Origin of the sequence: Nocardia sp. NPDC056100, assembly GCF_042266325.1 — a bacterium.
Taxonomy (GTDB): Bacteria; Actinomycetota; Actinomycetes; order Mycobacteriales; family Mycobacteriaceae; genus Nocardia.
Window position 1 is genome coordinate 319,103 of the sequence record NZ_JBHJVY010000008.1, and the last position, 16,126, is coordinate 335,228.

Sequence of the window (16,126 nt, forward strand, 5' to 3'; positions counted from 1 at the left end):
ATGAGTTCGCCCGGCAGCGGCGCGTTCTCGACCGCGCCGCTCCCGGTCCCCCTCCGCCACACCACGATTCAGCGGGGAGCAGGCCGGATCACCTCGGCCAATGCCGCCCCGCACCCCGCGACAGCGGAAACCCGCGGCGGGGCAACGCCTTCGGCGAGTACGCGGACGCTCGGCCCCGTCAGGACCACCGAAGTTCGCCCGGCCCTGATTGCGGTTGCGCACGGCAGCCGTGACCCGCGCTCGGCGGCGACCATGTACGCCGTGGTGGAACAGCTCGCTGCCGCACGCCCTGATCTCGATGTCCGCCTGGCATTTCTGGACCTGAACGCCCCTTCGGTAGATCAGGTCGTGGACGCCGTCGCAGCCGCGGGCCATTCGCACGCCGTAGTGGTCCCCCTGCTGCTGGGCAACGCCTTTCACGCTCGCGTGGACCTGCCGGGCATGCTGGCGGCCGCGCGAACGAGGCATCCCCGCCTACGCCTGACCCAGGCCGATGTCCTGGGCCCGGACCCGCGCTTGATCACCGCCCTGCGTGATCGGGTGCTCGACCAGCTCGACTCGGAGTTCCACTCGGGCACAGTGAGTCCCGTCGCACACACCAATGTGCGAAGCACGCGCACGGCATTCGATCCCGTGCCGCGCTTGGGCATTGCCGTCGCGGCCGTGGGCTCATCCTCGGCGGCGGCGAACGCGCGCACCGCCGAAGTGGCACGTCACCTCGCCGCCCTCACCGGCTGGGATACCGAAATCTGCTTCGCCACAACCGAACCCAGCATCACCGAAGCACAATCCCGCCTGCGCGCACGCGGCGCGGACCAGATCCTGGTGGCCCCGTGGTTCCTGGCCCCCGGCCTCCTCACGGACCGACTCTCCGCCGCCGCTCAGCTGCCACACGCCGAAGTCATCGGCGCCCATCCGCTCCTGATCGATATCGTCTGCGATCGCTACGCAGCGGCGGCGACAACCGCACTCACCCTCTCCGCCTGATCGGATCGTGTCGCAGAGCGGCCATCATGATCTCAGCGATAACACTCAGCCGGGCCGTCGAATCCGTGCGGATTCGCGGGGTTGCCGGATCGGCTGGCGCACAGGCGATTCAAGCGGGGCACGTAGAACCTCCGGGCGGGTAGGCGAATCCGCTCGATGTGGGCTCGGTGCGGGCCGTTCCCACGGTCGAGGGTGCCGCGGTTCTGCTACATGCAGGCGAGGAAGTGGCCTGCGGAGCCGGAGGACTTGGAGCACATGGCGTAGTCGTCGCTGGCGATCGGGGCGGGGTTGGTGGTGCCGGGGGTGACCGAGACGTCAGCCGAGGGGGCGTCGACGAGGGGGATTTCGGCGGAGGCGGTCGCGGCGGAGAGAGCGGCGGCGGCGATGCCCAGGGTGAGGACACTGGCGCGGAGGACGGGACGCATGAGCGGGCTCCTTGTGAAAAGAATTCATTTCATAACAGCAGCTCGCATGCTACCCAGACACATCCACCCGCAACAGGTATAGCGCAGATTCGGCGCGGACGTTGCCGAATGGTCATTCGGACGAGTTCGGATTTGCGCGGCGAATAGTTTAGGCTTTCCTAAGTTAGTGGAAGGTTTGGGCATGCTCGGAGAGATCGGCGCTGGGCGCGCTACCGCGCGGGGATGGGATTCCTGGCAAGCGTTCTGTGGGTACGCGGTGTTGGCCACCGGAGTGCTGGCGGGGGCGGTGTGGATCGCGGGGCATGCGCGGATCAGCCCCGAGGTGCATTTCTGGGGGTTGTCCGTTCATCTCGCTTCGTTGGTGGTGGGGTTCGGGGCGGTGTTGTTCGCGGATTCGTATGCGCTGCGCTGGGCGATCGGGCGGGTCACGCTGAGTGAGATGTTGCGGGGGATGAATCGGCTGCATGTGCCGATTTGGGCGGGGTTGGCCGGACTGGTCGGCAGCGGGTGCGTACTGGAGCCGAATCTCGCGTCGTCCATGACTCGGACCAAGCTGGTGATGGTGCTTTTGTTGACGCTCAACGGGATTCAGGCCGCCGCGCTGGCTCGAAGACTGCGGGCGCGCGGGGACGCACCGCTCACCGGGCGGCTGCTCGCGTGGGGTGTGGCGACCGGGGTGGTGTCGCAGGTGTGCTGGTGGACCGCGACCGGCATCGGGGTCGTCAACGCGCAGCGCTGAGCCCTCGGAGCCGCATCGGGTTCTCCGGCGTGGGGTGTTCGCGCGCCCGATAGGCTGGGCCGATGATCAAGGCAGTGGTGTTCGATGTGGGCGAGACGCTGATCGACGAGACCCGGATCTGGAGCCGATGGGCGGACCGGCTCGGGATTCCGCGATTCGCGCTACTCGGGGTGATCGGTGGCATGGCGGCGACGGGGCGACCGCTCACCGACGCGTTCGAACTGCTGCTGCCCGGGGTGGATCTCGATCGCGAGCAGGTCAGCTGGGCCACCGATGAGCCGGAGAGCCTGCGCAATAACTTCGACGCCGATGACCTGTACCCGGATGTGCGGCGGGCGCTCGGCGAGCTGAAGGCGCGCGGGCTGATCGTCATCATCGCGGGAAATCAACCGCCGCAGGCGAAGTCGGCGCTGGAGAAGATGAACCTGCCGGTCGACGGCATCTACACCTCGGCCGAATGGGATCTGGAGAAGCCCGATCCCAAGTTCTTCCACAAGTGCGCCGAGGTGGCGGGCGTGGAGCTCGGCGAGGTCTGCTACGTGGGCGATCGGGTCGACAACGATGTGCTGCCCGCGAACGGGGTGGGCATGATTCCGGTGCTGATCAAGCGCGGGCCGTGGGGTTATCTGCATTCGGAACTGCCGCAGACCTCGTACGGGGTCGTGGTCAACAGTCTCGACGAGTTGGCCGAATTGCTCGCTCCCGCCTGAGTTCTCGCGTTTCTCGCACCTGCCCGCCGGGTCTCGGTGATCCGATCGGGGCGGGGCTCCGTGCATTTACATGACGCATCAACTCAAGGGCCGATTCCCGCCAGCCAAGGTATGCCGTTTCTCGTTTACTAGACGTGTCAACAAAAACGGTTCTACCGCAAAAGGAATGGTCATCATGGGTGCACGCTTCGAGTCCAAGGTTGTTCTGATCACCGGCGCCACCTCCGGAATCGGCGAGGCCGTAGCCCGCCGCATCGCCTCCGAAGGCGGCGCGGTGGTGCTCGGCGCACGCGGCAAAGAGGTCGGCGATCGCATCGCCGAGGAGATCCGCGCCACCGGGGGCCGCGCCCTGTTCATCCCCACCGATGTCACCGTCGAAGCCGATGTGGCCCGCCTGACCGAGGCCGCCGTCAGCGAATTCGGCCGCCTGGACGGGGCTTTCAACAACGCGGGCGCGATCAATGCCTTCGGCGATATCCAGGACATCGACGAGGCGGGCTGGCGCGCCGATCTGGAACTCAACCTCACCTCGGTGTATTACGGTCTGCGCCACCAGGTTCCGGCGATCGCGGCGTCCGGTGGCGGCGCGATCCTCAATAACGCCTCGAATCTGGGCAAGGTCGGCATGGCCCAGGTCGCGCCCTATGTCGTCGCCAAGCACGGCGTCGTCGGCCTGACCCGCGCCGTGGCCCTAGAAGGCGCGCCCAAGCAGGTCCGGGTGAACGCACTGGCCTCCGGTGCGGTGGACACCCCCGCGTTCCGCAACTCCATGGGCGCGACCCCCGAGGGCGAGGCGGCCATCGCCGCCCTGCATCCGCTCAATCGCATCGCCCAGCCCGAGGAGATCGCCTCGTTCTGCGCGTACCTGCTCAGCGATGAGACGACGTTCATCACCGGTGCGGTGCTGTCCGTCGACGGCGGTTTCACCGCCCGCTGACACGACCGCGCCCACCACCGCGCCCTGGGCACTGACAGCGCGGCGGTGGGCCGGTCGTACTCGACGCCGCGGTGGAGCGTTCGAGGGGTTCACCCCACCCGCGTCGCCGTCTTCTATTGCGGGACTTGGTCTTCGCGGCCGCCGGAGGACAACACGGCGACCGCGATATCAAGCCCATGGAGGTGGCGGCCAACGCTCTCCGCCACCCCCGGAGCCGCGTCGAGCAGCGGCATGCGGTCGGACGGCCGGTGGCCAGCACGTCCACCCGCCGCATCATCGCCGCCGCTCGAACGGCCAGGCATCTCGATGGCACTCCAAGCCCGCGCGAATCTCTGTGCCGCACAAGCCCGATGCGCACACTCCCCGGCAAAACACTCCCGCACGGAACCGCGCCGCGACGAATCCCGCTCCGCCACCGGACGAATCGCCCCCGAACGCGAAAGCTGTGACTCAGCCGACGACCGCCACACGTGCCGCCAAGCCGCCACATCTTCCGCAGCACGGGGCAGGTCGGTTCGGTAGACGAGCAGTGGGTTAGCGATGGCCGCCACCCCCGCCGCCTCCGCCGCCACCGTGGCCGCCTCCGCCGCCTGGAGAACCGCCGCCTGCGCGACTGCCGCCGCCCGAGGGTGAACCGCCTTGTGCGCCACCGGCACCGGATCTGGAACCGGCTCCTGCGCCTGCGCTACTCGCGCCGCCACCAGCGGCTCCGGCACCAGCGCCGCCACCGGCACCAGCACCACCACCAGCTCCGGCACCCGCACCGCCGCCAGCGCCCGCACCACCACCGGCTCCAGCGCCAGCACCGCCGCCAGCTCCGGCACCACCGGCACCAGCTCCGCCACCGGCACCAGCACCGCCGCCAGCTCCGGCACCACCGGCACCAGCTCCGCCACCGGCACCAGCACCGCCACCGCCGCCTGCTCCGGCGCCGCCACCGGCTCCCGCTCCGCCTGCGCCGCCACCTGCGCCACCGGCTCCGGCCCCGCCACCGGTTCCAGCGCCTGCTCCGGCTCCCGAGCCGCCGGTTCCGGCACCGGCCCCGGCGCCACCCGTACCCGCACCGGCACCACCGCCCGAGGTGTCACCGCCGCCGGAAGTTGTTCCGCCACCGGGTGTTCCGCCGGTGCCCGCGGTGCCGCCGGGGCTTGTCGTTCCGCCGCCCGTGGTGCCGCCGGGGGTTGATCCGCTACCGGCGGGGTCGCCGGTGGTGCTGCCGCCCGGGGTGGTTTCTCCGCCCGGACCCGTGGTCGATCCGCCGGGGGTGGTCTCGCCGCCGGGGCCCGTGGTGGAGCCGCCCGGGGTGGTTTGGCCGCCATTGCCGCCGCCCGCGTTCTCGCCGGGAGAGGTTCCGCCGCCGGGGGTTTCGCTACCCGGGGTGGTTCCGCCCGGAGTCGTGCCGCCGGGGGTCGTGCTGCCCGGAGTTGTGCCGCCGGGCGCGGTTCCGCCCGGTGCGGTACCGGGGGTGCTCGCGGGGTCTCCGGTCGTCGAGCCGGGGGTCGCGGGTGCACCCGGGGTGCCGGGAGAGCCGGGAGTTGTTGCGCCGGGCGCTGTTCCGGGCGCGGCGCCGGGCGCTCCGGGCAGCGTGCGGGGCATGCTGATCGAGGGGATCTGCCCCAGCCCGAAGGGCGAGGTCAGCGATTGCGCCGCCAGGAATGGCAGCGGGTTGGTGAACTGCGCCGGATTGGCGTAGGTGAGAGAGTTTGCGGCGCTGCGGCTTTCGCAGTGCGATCCGGGACGGGTGTCGACCGGGCGGCCGCCGGACCAGGCGGGCGTGACCGTCGCCGCGGCCGGGGCGTAATTGCTGATCGCCGCGGCGGTGGTCACCATGTGCACCCGGTTGGGTGCGCCGGGGGCGGCGGTGGCGTCTTCCAGGAGCAGGACATCGGCCGCGCCGCGGGTGCCGGAATCGGTGGGTCCGGGCAGGGCTTGCAGGCCAGTGGTCCCGGCGACGGTGCCGCCCAGGACGGTGGCGGCGGACATGGCCAGCGCGGAAGCCACTGCGGCGCCGGAGAATACGGCAGCGCGCGGGGCGTAGCGGCCGATGGCCGAGCCGGTGTCGGCGGAGCGGAATGCGGCCAGGGCCGCGCCGACCGCGACGGTATGCGCCGGATCGGGAGACATGATGACGGGGCGGCCCAGATCGCCGAGCACCCGAGCCACTTCGATGGGCCGGGCCGCGCCGCCGATCAGCAGTACACGGTCGATATCGTCCATGGTGAGCCCGGTGCCGTGCACACAGGAGCGCACCACCCGTAGTGAGTTGCGAATGTGCCAGCTGCGCAATCTATTCGTATCGGCGGCGGGCACCACGGCCGAGACCGGCTGATGTTCGCCGGGCGCGATGCTGCGGGCGTAGCGGGCGAGCAGCGCGCCGAGCGGCCGTCCGCCGAATTCGGTGGAGCGTTCGGCGACACCGAGAATGCCGCGTTCCTCGCGGTCGGCCTCGGTGCGCACCACGGCCACGTCGAGACAGTTGCCGCCCAGGTCGTAGACGAGAGTTATTCCGGCACTGGAGATTCCGTATTCGGAGTCGAGCCATTCCACCGCCGCGACCGGTTCCGGCATGAGCGCCACATCCGCCGCACCGGACCAGTCCAGCGCGCGCCGCAGCCGGGTCACATGCTTCTCGGTGTAGCTGGCCGGATAGGTGGTCACCGCGGGCGCTTCGGGTGCATTGGTTTCGATCAGCCCGTTCACCACCGCTGCCACCAGATCGGCCGGCGACCAGATGCGCCCGTTGATGACGACCGGATCCGGATCGGTGGTCAGATCGGCGAAATCGGTGACCACCGGGGCGAATCGAGGAATGCCGCCGATGCGTGGCCCGCCCGCGCTGTCGAAGGTGACGGCTGTCCGGCGAACCCGTACGGCGGGCCGGTTACGTTCACCGGCGGCGGTCGCCCATACGGAGTTCACTGTGCCGATGCTCATGCCAAAGCCAACAGTCATTGCTATCCCGTCAACGCACCGTGACCACGGCCTCACAGGCGTACCAACCATGTGGACGCGGTCGTTTTCCAAACAGCGCGTTCAGGTTAGCTGGCACATGCCGGATGTGAATATCGAATCAGGAGAAAAGATTTCGCGTCCAGTAGCGAAGTTGGCGAATCTACTGGTCAGACAGATGTAGCTTCAAGATCGAATCGAACTGGACACCAAGAGAGTTGAAAAAGGGTCGTCGTGTGGCAACGACACAGCGAACGCTGAATTCATACCGACCGGTAGGCGATTAGTGTCCGGAAAAGAAAACCGCAGCGTCAGTTTGCGCGCGTGAATTGCCGATCACTGGTCGGTTGCTGTGCCCGAGTTCCCCACTCGCGCAGGCGCACCGGCCGCGATTCGACGTCGTTTCGTCTCTACTACCCGAGATGTCGTCCTGGGCAAACGCAGCATTACAACTCACACAACACAATCCGTACACAAAACAGACCGCCTCACACGACAGGGTCGTATGAGGCGGTCCGAAGTACAGCGAAACTAGCGACTGCGCACCAGCAGCGGCAGTCGCCGCCGCACCGGACGGTTCACCGCGCCACCGCGAATCGCATGCGGTTGACGTGAACCGACCAGTCGGTCGAATTCTCCTGCGCCCCGGCCGGGTTGAGCCAGCCGCCCCGCATTGAAGTCATCCACCAGCTGCCGCACCGTCTCCTGCGCGCACGACTTATTGGTACCGATGAACCCGGTCGGCCCGCGCTTGATCCAGCCGGTCACATAGGACCCCGGCACCACGTTCCCACCGGCGCTCTCCAGCACCCGCCCGTCGAGGTTCGGGATCACGCCCGCCCGCTCGTCGAACGGCAGCCCCGCGAGCGGAACGCCCCGGTAACCCACCGAGGTGAGCACCAGACCGGTCGCCAAAACCTCGGTGTCCGTGGTGGCCTCGGCCCGCAGCACGCCGTCGTCACCGGCCACCAGTTCATTGCGCACCACCGCGACGCCGGTCACCCGGTCCACGCCCTCGAACGCGGTCGGCGCGGACAGATACCGGAAGGTGATCCGCTTGCGCCCGCCCACCGGCCGATCGACCAAGCCGCGCAACAACTTCAGCTTCTGCTCGACCTTCTGCGAGGCGTCGGCGGGCGTCTCGGGAATCTCGCCCTCGACCACGATGTCCACATCCGCGCCGAGCAGTCCCACGAATTCCGGCACGGTGAAAGCGGATTCGGCCGGACCGCGCCGCCCGAGCACGACCACTTCCTCGATCTTGCTGCGCCGCAACGCCGTCAGCGCCCGCGGCGCGATATCGGTGCCCGCCAGCAGTTCCGGATCGGTGGTCAGAATGCGCGCGACGTCCAGCGCCACATTGCCGTTGCCGACGATCACCGCACGCTTTTGCGACAGATCGAAGAAGCGGCCCGCGTGATCGGGATGCCCGTTGTACCAGGCCACGAACTCGGTCGCGGAGACGCTGCCCGGCAGCCCCTCCCCCGGAATCCCGAGCTTGCGATCACTGGATGCGCCCACCGCGTAGATCACCGCGTGGTGGTGCGCCAGCAGCTCCTCATGCGAAACATGTTCTCCGACATTCACATTCAGGTACGAGCCGAACCCTTCCTGTGCGGAGATGACGTCGAACAGCTCACCGACCTGCCGGGTCTTGGTGTGATCGGGCGCGACGCCGAAGCGGGCCAGACCGTACGGCGTGGCCAGCCGGTCGAACACCGTCACCGAGACACCGGGCTGGGTCAGCAGTTCATCGGCCGCGTACATGGCCGAGGGACCGGAGCCGACGATCGCCACCCGCAACGGCTCGCGTCCCGGCTTGACCTCCGCGGCCTCGATCGGCCGGGCCAGCAGCGGCCGCGGCCGCTCCTGGCGATAGAAGTCTGCATTGATCTCGATGAAGGGCAGCTGCTCATCGGTCAGCTTCTTCGTCGAGACAATGGCGTCCACCGGGCAGGCGGTCGCGCACGCGCCGCAGTCCACGCACGCCTGCGGGTCCACGTACAGCATCTCCGCCGTCCGGAAATCCGGTTCGTCAGGCGTGGGATGGATGCAGTTGACCGGGCAGGCGTAGACGCAGGAGGCGTCGCTGCAACAGGATTGGGTGACTACGTACGGCACTGTACGTCCCTTGTCTCAGGCGGCCTTGCCGGAGCGGATGGGCTCCGAGCGGTAACGGGAGGCCGCGCCGGCGATTCCGAACATCTTCCAGACCCGCTTGGAAATCGGGTTCATCAGACCGATCTCCTTGGCGAGCGCGCGCACATCGATGAAGTAATCGCTGAACGCCTGCTTGGAATCCTCGGAGCCGTAGAACAGCTCCTTGCGCACCTTGTCGGGCACGTTGAACTCGTCGAAGAACGCCTTGGGCGGGGTCACGATGGAACGGCCCAGGATGAACATGACGATCGGCATGGCGATCGAGAGCACCAGCTTGCTGGCCGGATTCGCTTCCGGCACATGGCGCTTGAGGAATTCGTGCGCGAACGAGATGTGCCGCGCTTCCTCGGCGACGTGAATCGCCATGACGCCGCGCATGATCGGGTGCACATCCTCGCCGGAGCGCAGGATCTGCTTCTGGATGTGGTCGATCGGCTCCTCGCCGGCGAGCACGGCCATGAAGAACAGGTTGGGGAACAGCACCGCCACCGGGACGGCCACCTGGCGGAACTGCCGCACCAGCGGGCCCATACCGGGTACGTCCAGGCCGATGCGGTTGACCATCTCCTGGAACATCTGGGTGTGGTTCAGCTCTTCGGACATCTCATGGGTGCAGTACCGGAATTCCGGGTCACCGTTGGCGAGGCCGAAGGTGTGGTTCACCATGCCGCTGATCAGAATCGACTCGAACTGCAGGCCGACCTTGGCGACATTGGCCTGGCGATACTTGCCGACGGCGATCTGCTGCTCCTCGCTGAGGGCGAGGTACCAGGGGTGGCGGCCGATCGGGTCTGCCGAGGCGGGCAGAATCCAGCGCTCGGGCTTGGTGTTCGCGTCGAAGTCCGGGTTTTCCCAGTCGATGTCCTCGAACGGATCGAAGCTGCGGTTGACCGAGCCTTCGGAAAGCAGCAGCAGCTTCTGCGCGTATTCGATAGCTTCGGCAACCACGGGGTCGTCGACGTGGGTCGTGGTCGGAGACATCGTCGTCACCCTCCAGTCGGTGATTTATGTGTATCCCATGGTTACACCAAACTGGAGCAGCGTCAACACGTGCTAGCAAGATGCTTGCACGTGTTGACCCGAAACGTCCCATGATCAAGGGCAAACTGCCCGGTAACCGGCGGATCTAGAGTGCGGCCACCCTGGTGACACGCCGGAAGAGATCAGCTAGCACATGATGCCGATGACCCCCGGAATCCTGCGCGAGTACCGACTCCTTGGCCGCGATGGCCGCGCCGTCGGCGATGGTGCGCTCCGGATCGGGAGCGACCGTCACCGGGCGGGCCAGCTGTTCGGCCAGTACATCGGCGACCTCGGGCGGCCGGGCCGCACCGCCGACCACCAGCACCCGATCCACGTCGGCCATGGTGACATCGGCGATACGCAGGCAGCGGTACACCAGTTTCATCGAGGCCAGCACGTGTTCGGCGCGCAGTTCACCGGTATCGCTGTCCGAACTCACCCGGGAGATGACGGGCGCGTCCGGACTGCGCCGCAAGCGCCCCGCGACCATGCCGCCGAATGCCCGGCCGCCGAAATCGGCCGAATGCAAAGGCAATCCGACGATCGGATTGCTCGGCGCGCCCGCGCCCACCCGCACCAGCGTCACATCCAGACCGGAGCCGCCCAGGTCGTACACCAGGGCCAGGCCGGGCATGAGCGGACCGCGCTGCGCCGCCAGCCAGGCCGCCGCGGCCACCGGTTCGGGCAGCAGGCGCACATTCGTGAGCCCGATCCCGTCGAGCGCGGAACGCAGGTCGGCCACCAGATTCGCGGAGTACCCGGCCGGATGGGTCACGGTGATTCCGGTATCCCCGCTCCCCTGCTGCCCGGCCGGAGCCTTCCCCAGCACCTCCTCGAGCACGCTGTCGGCCACGGTGGCGACGAGATCCGCGGCGGAGAGCGCTCGGTGACCGACCCGCGCGACCGAGGCCCCGCGCTGGGTCAGATCGGCGAATTCGGTGATGACCCGGCCGTGCCGCGGAATACGGCCCACCCGTGCCAGCCCGGAACTGTCGAAGGTGAGGGTGGTGCGCCAGGTGGTCGGCGGCGGTGCGCCGCGGCGGGCCGCGAACGGCGTGCTCCCCCGCCGAACCGAGCGATCGGCGGCCGTGACGCACACCGTATTGACCGTGCCGATACTCAAGCCCACACCGAACGCCATCTCATCCACCTCGATCGACGAGTCGTTCTCAGCCGTCCTGACCCGACCCGGGATTCATGCAACTCCTGCGCCGGATGCTTGCCAACCACCGGACACGCGGTTGTCCGCAACTGCACCTATCCGTGAGCGCAACCGCGCCAGCCAGCGCCGGGGTGCGAAACACGCCCGGGGGCAATGACGGTCGCGAGAAGTTTGCTCGACCTGGACATTTCACAACACACGCGACAGCCGATACCGGTCGGACCGCAAGTGCGCCGGGACGACGAAAAACGCCCCCGCACCGAATGATTCGATGCGGGGGCGCTCGCGCTGTGCGGTTACTTGGCCGGAGCCGACAGAATCGTCGAGCTCAGCGCCGACACCATGCTGTACGCCAGGTTGATCAGGTCCGAGGCGACGCCGTTCTGACCCATCAGCATCTTGGCCAGCGGTCCCACCAGCTTGATGACCGACTGCACCAGTCCGCTCATCGACTCGGTGTCGAACAGTTCACCGGTCTTGGAGCTGCGATCGGTCGACGGCGACTGCGTACCCGGCGTGCCGGGGTTCGGCAGCGTACCGGGGCTGGTCCGAATGCCGGGGCTGGTTTGCGTTCCCGCACTCGGGGGTTGCGGTGCGGCGGCCGGTGGCGCCTTGGGCGCGATCGGAGCCGCGACCGGCTGCACGCCGGTCATCACATTGGCCCTGGGCAGTTCGCTCGCACCCGGAATCGTGGCGGGCAGCACCCGGCTGTCGGCCGCGGGCTGCTGATTGGGCACCACCGAATTCGGCTGTGCCACACCGGGAGCGGGAGCGGCCGGTTTCGACTGACCCGGCTGCGCCACCTGCGGCTTGAGCAGATCGCTCAGTTGCGGGAACAGCAGTTCCGGCGAGAATCCCTGCGGCGCGGGCGTACCCGGCTGCGTTTTGGGATCCACCGCGCCACCCTGGGACTGCGGTTGCGGTGCGGCGCCCGGAGCCTGCGGTGCGGGCTGGACCCCACCCGGTGCGGGCTTGGCGTCCGGCGCGGGCGCGGCCTGCGGAGCGGGCGCGGTACCCGGTGCCACCTCGGCGGGCGCGGCACCCTGCGGAGCGACCTGCGGTGCGGCCGGAACACCCTGCGGTGCAACCGGTTCGGGACCACCGGCGGCCGGACCGCTCGGTTCGGGCAGCCCACCGGGCATGGCACCCGGCGATTGCGCGCCACCCTGCGGCGAATTGGCTCCCGGTCCGCCCTGCGGAACCGCTTGCGGCTCAGCCTGAGTCCCGCCGGGTTCGGTCTGCGGTTCGGTACCCGGCGCTGCCGGAAGCTGATGCTGTGCGGGCTGCGCGGGCGGTACGTTCGCGGGCCCGACCACCTGATCGGCGCTCGGCGGCGGGACCGGCATGCCGAGCAGATACGACACCACACCGGTGGTGATGGTGACCGCGTGCCGCAGCTGGCCCTCCTGCGACTCCAGCAGCGCGGCATCCTCGGCATTGGCGCCATTGCCCATTTCGAGGAAGACGTCGGGCACCTGGGTCAGGGCCGGTCCGGCGATATCGGAGCGCGGTTGCAGACCCTCGACCGCGCCGTTGTAGGCCGCGGCCGGGAATCCGGCCTGAATGTAGGCGTCGCGCATGGCTTTACTGGCGGCCAGTCCGGCGACGGACTGCACCTCGTTGGCCTTGGCGTCCGGAATCGGCAGCTGCGGCACGATGAGGTGGAAGCCGCGGGCATCGGCGGGCGCGCTGTCGGCGTGAATGCTCACCGCGATATCGGCGCCGGATTGATTGGCGGCGCGGGCGCGTTCGTCGACGCAGCCGCCCCAGCCGGTGTCATCGGGGCGGCTCATCACGACCCGCGCGCCGAGACCTTCGAGGGAGGTGCGCACCAATTGCGCCACATCCCAGTTGATGGTGTGTTCGGGGACGCCGTGCAGGCTGGTCATGCCGGTGGTCTGGCAGGCCTTGGTGCCGCCGCGACCGTCGTCGACCTGTTTGGCGACGTCCTGACTGTGATTGGGACCCTGATGACCGGGGTCGAGGAAGATCGTCTTACCGGCGAGCCTTTGCGGCAGTTCCGGCAAAACGGGCGAAGCTAGGACGATGCCCGGGATCAGCCCGGAGACCGTCGAGAATGCCGCGGCCGTCACGGCGGTGAAGATACCGGCCTTGACCATATTCGGCTTCATAAGCTGGCGGCGCTCCCGGGATCGAGGCGCCCCTCCCTTCCCACTAGTAACACCAAACCCAGCGGTTCACTTTCGCAACACCAGTTACCTTCTGGCAAGCCTCGTGATCGAACTGTTACTAGTGGTCAGGGCTATTGGACGCTTGATCCCGCCGCTCGAGTGCGGTATTTCAGCTATCGATCAGGCCGACACGATGGAATCGCCCTCGACCCGTACCGCGCGGGTATCGAGCGCACGTGGCGCGGGACCGCCCGCGACGCTGCCGTCGAGATTGAATTTGCTGCCGTGACATGGGCATTTGATAACGCCGTCACTCACCTCACTGACCTTGCAGCCCAGATGCGTACAGGTGGACGAGAACCCCGCGAAGGCACCCGCGGTGGCCTGGGTGATGACGGTGTCGCCCTTGATGACACCGCCGCCGACGGGCACCTCGGAGGTTTTGGCGAGCTCGGTGCTGCCGTCCTGACGCTTGTCCTGAGCGCCGTTGGTCGAGGCGGCGGCCTTCTCGGTATTGCCGTAGCTACTGCACGCGACGGCGGTCAGGGCGGTGGCGGCGATGCCGGTGGCGGCGAGCGCGGTGCGGCGATCCATCCGGAATATGTCCGGGGCCGAAATCTGGTCGGTCATGATTACTCCTCGCTTGTGGCGGCCGTGGGCTGACGGCCACACCTTGTGGACGTGTTTACGGGGGTGACGGGTTCACTCGGCCGGGACCGGAAATCACGGGGCAAACCCCTGGGTGCGGAAATACCAGACCGCCGAGGTGAACCAGAGCGCCACGAAACCGGTGAACAGCACCCCGCCCATGACCGGAATCACCCAGCGGGGCAAGCCTTTTCGAGTCAGCAGCAGCATCTTCGCGACGAAGACGCCGTAGACGGCGCAGCCCAGCAGCGAATGCAGCAGCACCCGGCGGTCGGTGGCCTCGAACCCGAAGGCGTACAGGCAGTGCGCCGCAACGGGAATGCTCACCAGCACCGCCAGCCGCCCGGACCACACATGCCATACCGAGGCCCAGCGCCCGCCGCGAATCCTGGGCAGCACCCCGTACATGGCCAGCGCGCTGATGTCCTGCCCGACCGCGAGCAACACCACGACCGTGGCGAGCCACGCCTTCACCGCCCCCGGACTGGAGAATCCCGCCAGGCTCACCGCGTAACCGCGTGCGGGATGGGTGGATCCGTACACACCCAACAGCACCGACACCGCCGCCCCGGCAATCACTATCAGCGCGATCGTGAGTGCGGTGCGCTGGGGAGACGCACCGGCGGACAACGGCATCGAGTCGCCTGACACGGACTGGGAAGGGGCACCGGCCACCGGCTGTGACAAGTCATCGCGCGCGGGCTGGACGCCATCTGCGGACGGGGGTCGGGCACCCCGTGGAGGTTGGACAGCGCCTCGGATCACCGTCGGTATCGAGCGCTGGGTGTTGGGGTCGCGGGGGTCAGAAGTCGGTGTCATCGCCGTGCACCTTTCGTGCGTCCGGGGCGAGAGTCGGTGCGGGGGTGGTGGTTCCGTCGGCTTGGCGGCGGACGCCGGTGACGCTGCCGTCGGGGCGGACTATCCAGCTGTCGCGCGCGCCGTTCGAGCGGGCGTAGTAGATACCGGCCGGGGCCTGCACCAGGGGTGCGGTGAAATCCATGGCGCGGTTGGCCAGGGTCAGCGTGCCGGTCAGGACATTGTCCTTCAGGGTGGCCTGTAGTTCGGAGTCCTTGCCGCTCAGGGACATTCGACCGGCGTCGGCCGCACCGCGCAACCAGCTCTCGACCGATGCGCCATCGCAGGCGTATGCCACGGCCTGTTTGCCGGTGACGGTGATGGACAGGGTGATCGAGCGGGGCTGGGCGGGGATCACCGCGACATAGTCGGCCTGAGCCGGGAAGGCGGAGGTGGCCGAGGGAGCGGCGGGAACGTTCGCGGCGCTCGAGGGGGCGGCGCTCGGCCCTGCCCCGGCGGAAGTGGTGGCTGCTCCGGCGGATGTGGTGACCGCGGCACGATCCGCGGTGTCATCGGTGGGGTCGGTGACGATATCGGTGATCAGCAGTCCACCGCCGAGCAGAGCGGCGGCGGCGAGGGTGAGGAGGGGGCCCGCCCGTTTCATGACTGTTCTCCGTTGTCAGGCGCTGAGCGGAAGACGCCGCAGCGAGCGCAGTGCGTAGTGCACGCGGGTTTTCACGGTGCCGACCGGAACTCCGAGGTCGGCGGCGACGTCTTGATACGCGCGATCCCGCAGGATCACCTGGACGACCGCATCGCGCTGCGGTCCGGGCAGATGTGCGAGCAGTTCGTCGACCAGCAGTCCGTCGGCGAGCCCGTCGGTGAAATCGGGCCGGGCGCAATGGCCCTCGGCGACATCGCCGATCTCGTCCCAGTGCGCGTCGCCGGGCCGGGCCGAGCGCATGCGGGCGATATCGGTGAGGATATTGCGCTCGATGGTGAGCAGCCAGGTGCGCACGCTGCCCCGGCTCGGGTCATAGCTGGCGCAGGCTTTCCAGCCGCGCAGCAGGGTTTCCTGAACCGCGTGCTCGGCCAGACCGGTATCACCGAGGCGGCGCATGGCTCGCCAGTGCAGCAGTGCCTTGTCGGCGCGGAGGACGGCGGAGAGTCCGTCGTGGGTGCAGAGCCGGGCGCATTCTTCGGCGCAGGTGGAGGGGCCGGGCGAACTCGCGTCGGGGAGGGGTTGGAGTCGTCTCATGCCCTGAATATCGCGAGCGGCGACAAGAAGAGAATCGGTGATTACTACCTATTTCGGTGTTAACAGTTTTGCCCGTGATTTCCGAATCGAAACCGGTTTGTACGCAATCAATTACACGGAACAACCGAAATGGACGGTCGATTTCTGATAAACCTCCCCGGGAGATGCGGGGATCTCCACACCGGGCGGAAGCGAGGCCGC

At 68.2% G+C, this 16,126-nt stretch carries 14 protein-coding genes; 4 read left to right on the forward strand and 10 right to left on the reverse strand.

What is annotated here, in order from left to right; all coding sequences use genetic code 11:
• Complete coding sequence (locus ACFC0O_RS45330) at positions 1–987, forward strand: sirohydrochlorin chelatase (RefSeq protein ID WP_375968482.1); 987 nt, start codon at positions 1–3, stop codon at positions 985–987.
• A gap of 206 nt (positions 988–1,193) precedes the next feature.
• Here the strand turns inward: ACFC0O_RS45330 and ACFC0O_RS45335 are convergent, their stop codons facing one another.
• Positions 1,194–1,412 carry a hypothetical protein gene (locus ACFC0O_RS45335; RefSeq protein ID WP_364638575.1) on the reverse strand — a complete coding sequence of 73 codons (219 nt, stop codon included), beginning with the start codon at positions 1,410–1,412 and terminating at the stop codon, positions 1,194–1,196.
• Positions 1,413–1,593: 181 nt separating this feature from the next.
• On the opposite strand from ACFC0O_RS45335, the gene ACFC0O_RS45340 reads away from it, so the two are divergent.
• The 3 genes from ACFC0O_RS45340 (at position 1,594) to ACFC0O_RS45350 (ending at position 3,798) form a co-directional block, all read left to right on the forward strand.
• Positions 1,594–2,151, forward strand: coding sequence for a hypothetical protein (locus ACFC0O_RS45340; RefSeq protein WP_375968483.1), 558 nt, complete (start codon positions 1,594–1,596; stop codon positions 2,149–2,151).
• Positions 2,152–2,213: 62 nt separating this feature from the next.
• A complete protein-coding gene (locus tag ACFC0O_RS45345; RefSeq protein ID WP_375968484.1) occupies positions 2,214–2,861 on the forward strand; it encodes an HAD family hydrolase in 648 nt (215 codons plus the stop codon).
• A gap of 175 nt (positions 2,862–3,036) precedes the next feature.
• Complete coding sequence (locus ACFC0O_RS45350; RefSeq protein ID WP_375968485.1) at positions 3,037–3,798, forward strand: SDR family NAD(P)-dependent oxidoreductase; 762 nt, start codon at positions 3,037–3,039, stop codon at positions 3,796–3,798.
• Between the two features lie 534 nt (positions 3,799–4,332).
• Here ACFC0O_RS45350 and ACFC0O_RS45355 read toward each other — a convergent pair.
• The 9 genes from ACFC0O_RS45355 to ACFC0O_RS45395 all read right to left on the reverse strand — a co-directional run bounded on the left by ACFC0O_RS45355 (position 4,333) and on the right by ACFC0O_RS45395 (position 15,925).
• Positions 4,333–6,717: an Hsp70 family protein gene (locus ACFC0O_RS45355; RefSeq protein WP_375968486.1), complete on the reverse strand. Its 2,385-nt coding sequence runs from the start codon at positions 6,715–6,717 to the stop codon at positions 4,333–4,335.
• A 561-nt stretch (positions 6,718–7,278) separates the two neighbouring features.
• Positions 7,279–8,868 carry an FAD-dependent oxidoreductase gene (locus ACFC0O_RS45360; RefSeq protein WP_375968487.1) on the reverse strand — a complete coding sequence of 530 codons (1,590 nt, stop codon included), beginning with the start codon at positions 8,866–8,868 and terminating at the stop codon, positions 7,279–7,281.
• Positions 8,869–8,883: 15 nt separating this feature from the next.
• Positions 8,884–9,888 (reverse strand): diiron oxygenase, encoded by a 1,005-nt coding sequence (locus ACFC0O_RS45365; RefSeq protein WP_364638592.1) that lies wholly within the window; start codon positions 9,886–9,888, stop codon positions 8,884–8,886.
• 145 nt (positions 9,889–10,033) lie between these two features.
• The gene (locus ACFC0O_RS45370; protein ID WP_375968488.1) at positions 10,034–11,071 is read right to left on the reverse strand and encodes an Hsp70 family protein; all 1,038 of its coding nucleotides are present in this window, start codon (positions 11,069–11,071) and stop codon (positions 10,034–10,036) included.
• A gap of 317 nt (positions 11,072–11,388) precedes the next feature.
• Entirely contained in the window at positions 11,389–13,224 is a 1,836-nt protein-coding gene (locus ACFC0O_RS45375; protein ID WP_375968489.1) for an N-acetylmuramoyl-L-alanine amidase, read from the reverse strand.
• A 180-nt stretch (positions 13,225–13,404) separates the two neighbouring features.
• On the reverse strand, positions 13,405–13,854 hold the full coding sequence (locus tag ACFC0O_RS45380; RefSeq protein WP_375968490.1) for a Rieske (2Fe-2S) protein: 450 nt from the start codon (positions 13,852–13,854) through the stop codon (positions 13,405–13,407).
• A 93-nt stretch (positions 13,855–13,947) separates the two neighbouring features.
• Positions 13,948–14,508 carry a DUF6529 family protein gene (locus tag ACFC0O_RS45385; RefSeq protein ID WP_375968491.1) on the reverse strand — a complete coding sequence of 187 codons (561 nt, stop codon included), beginning with the start codon at positions 14,506–14,508 and terminating at the stop codon, positions 13,948–13,950.
• A gap of 166 nt (positions 14,509–14,674) precedes the next feature.
• Positions 14,675–15,331: a hypothetical protein gene (locus ACFC0O_RS45390; RefSeq protein ID WP_375968492.1), complete on the reverse strand. Its 657-nt coding sequence runs from the start codon at positions 15,329–15,331 to the stop codon at positions 14,675–14,677.
• A gap of 15 nt (positions 15,332–15,346) precedes the next feature.
• Positions 15,347–15,925 (reverse strand): sigma-70 family RNA polymerase sigma factor, encoded by a 579-nt coding sequence (locus tag ACFC0O_RS45395; RefSeq protein WP_375968493.1) that lies wholly within the window; start codon positions 15,923–15,925, stop codon positions 15,347–15,349.
• Positions 15,926–16,126: the final 201 nt, after the last annotated feature.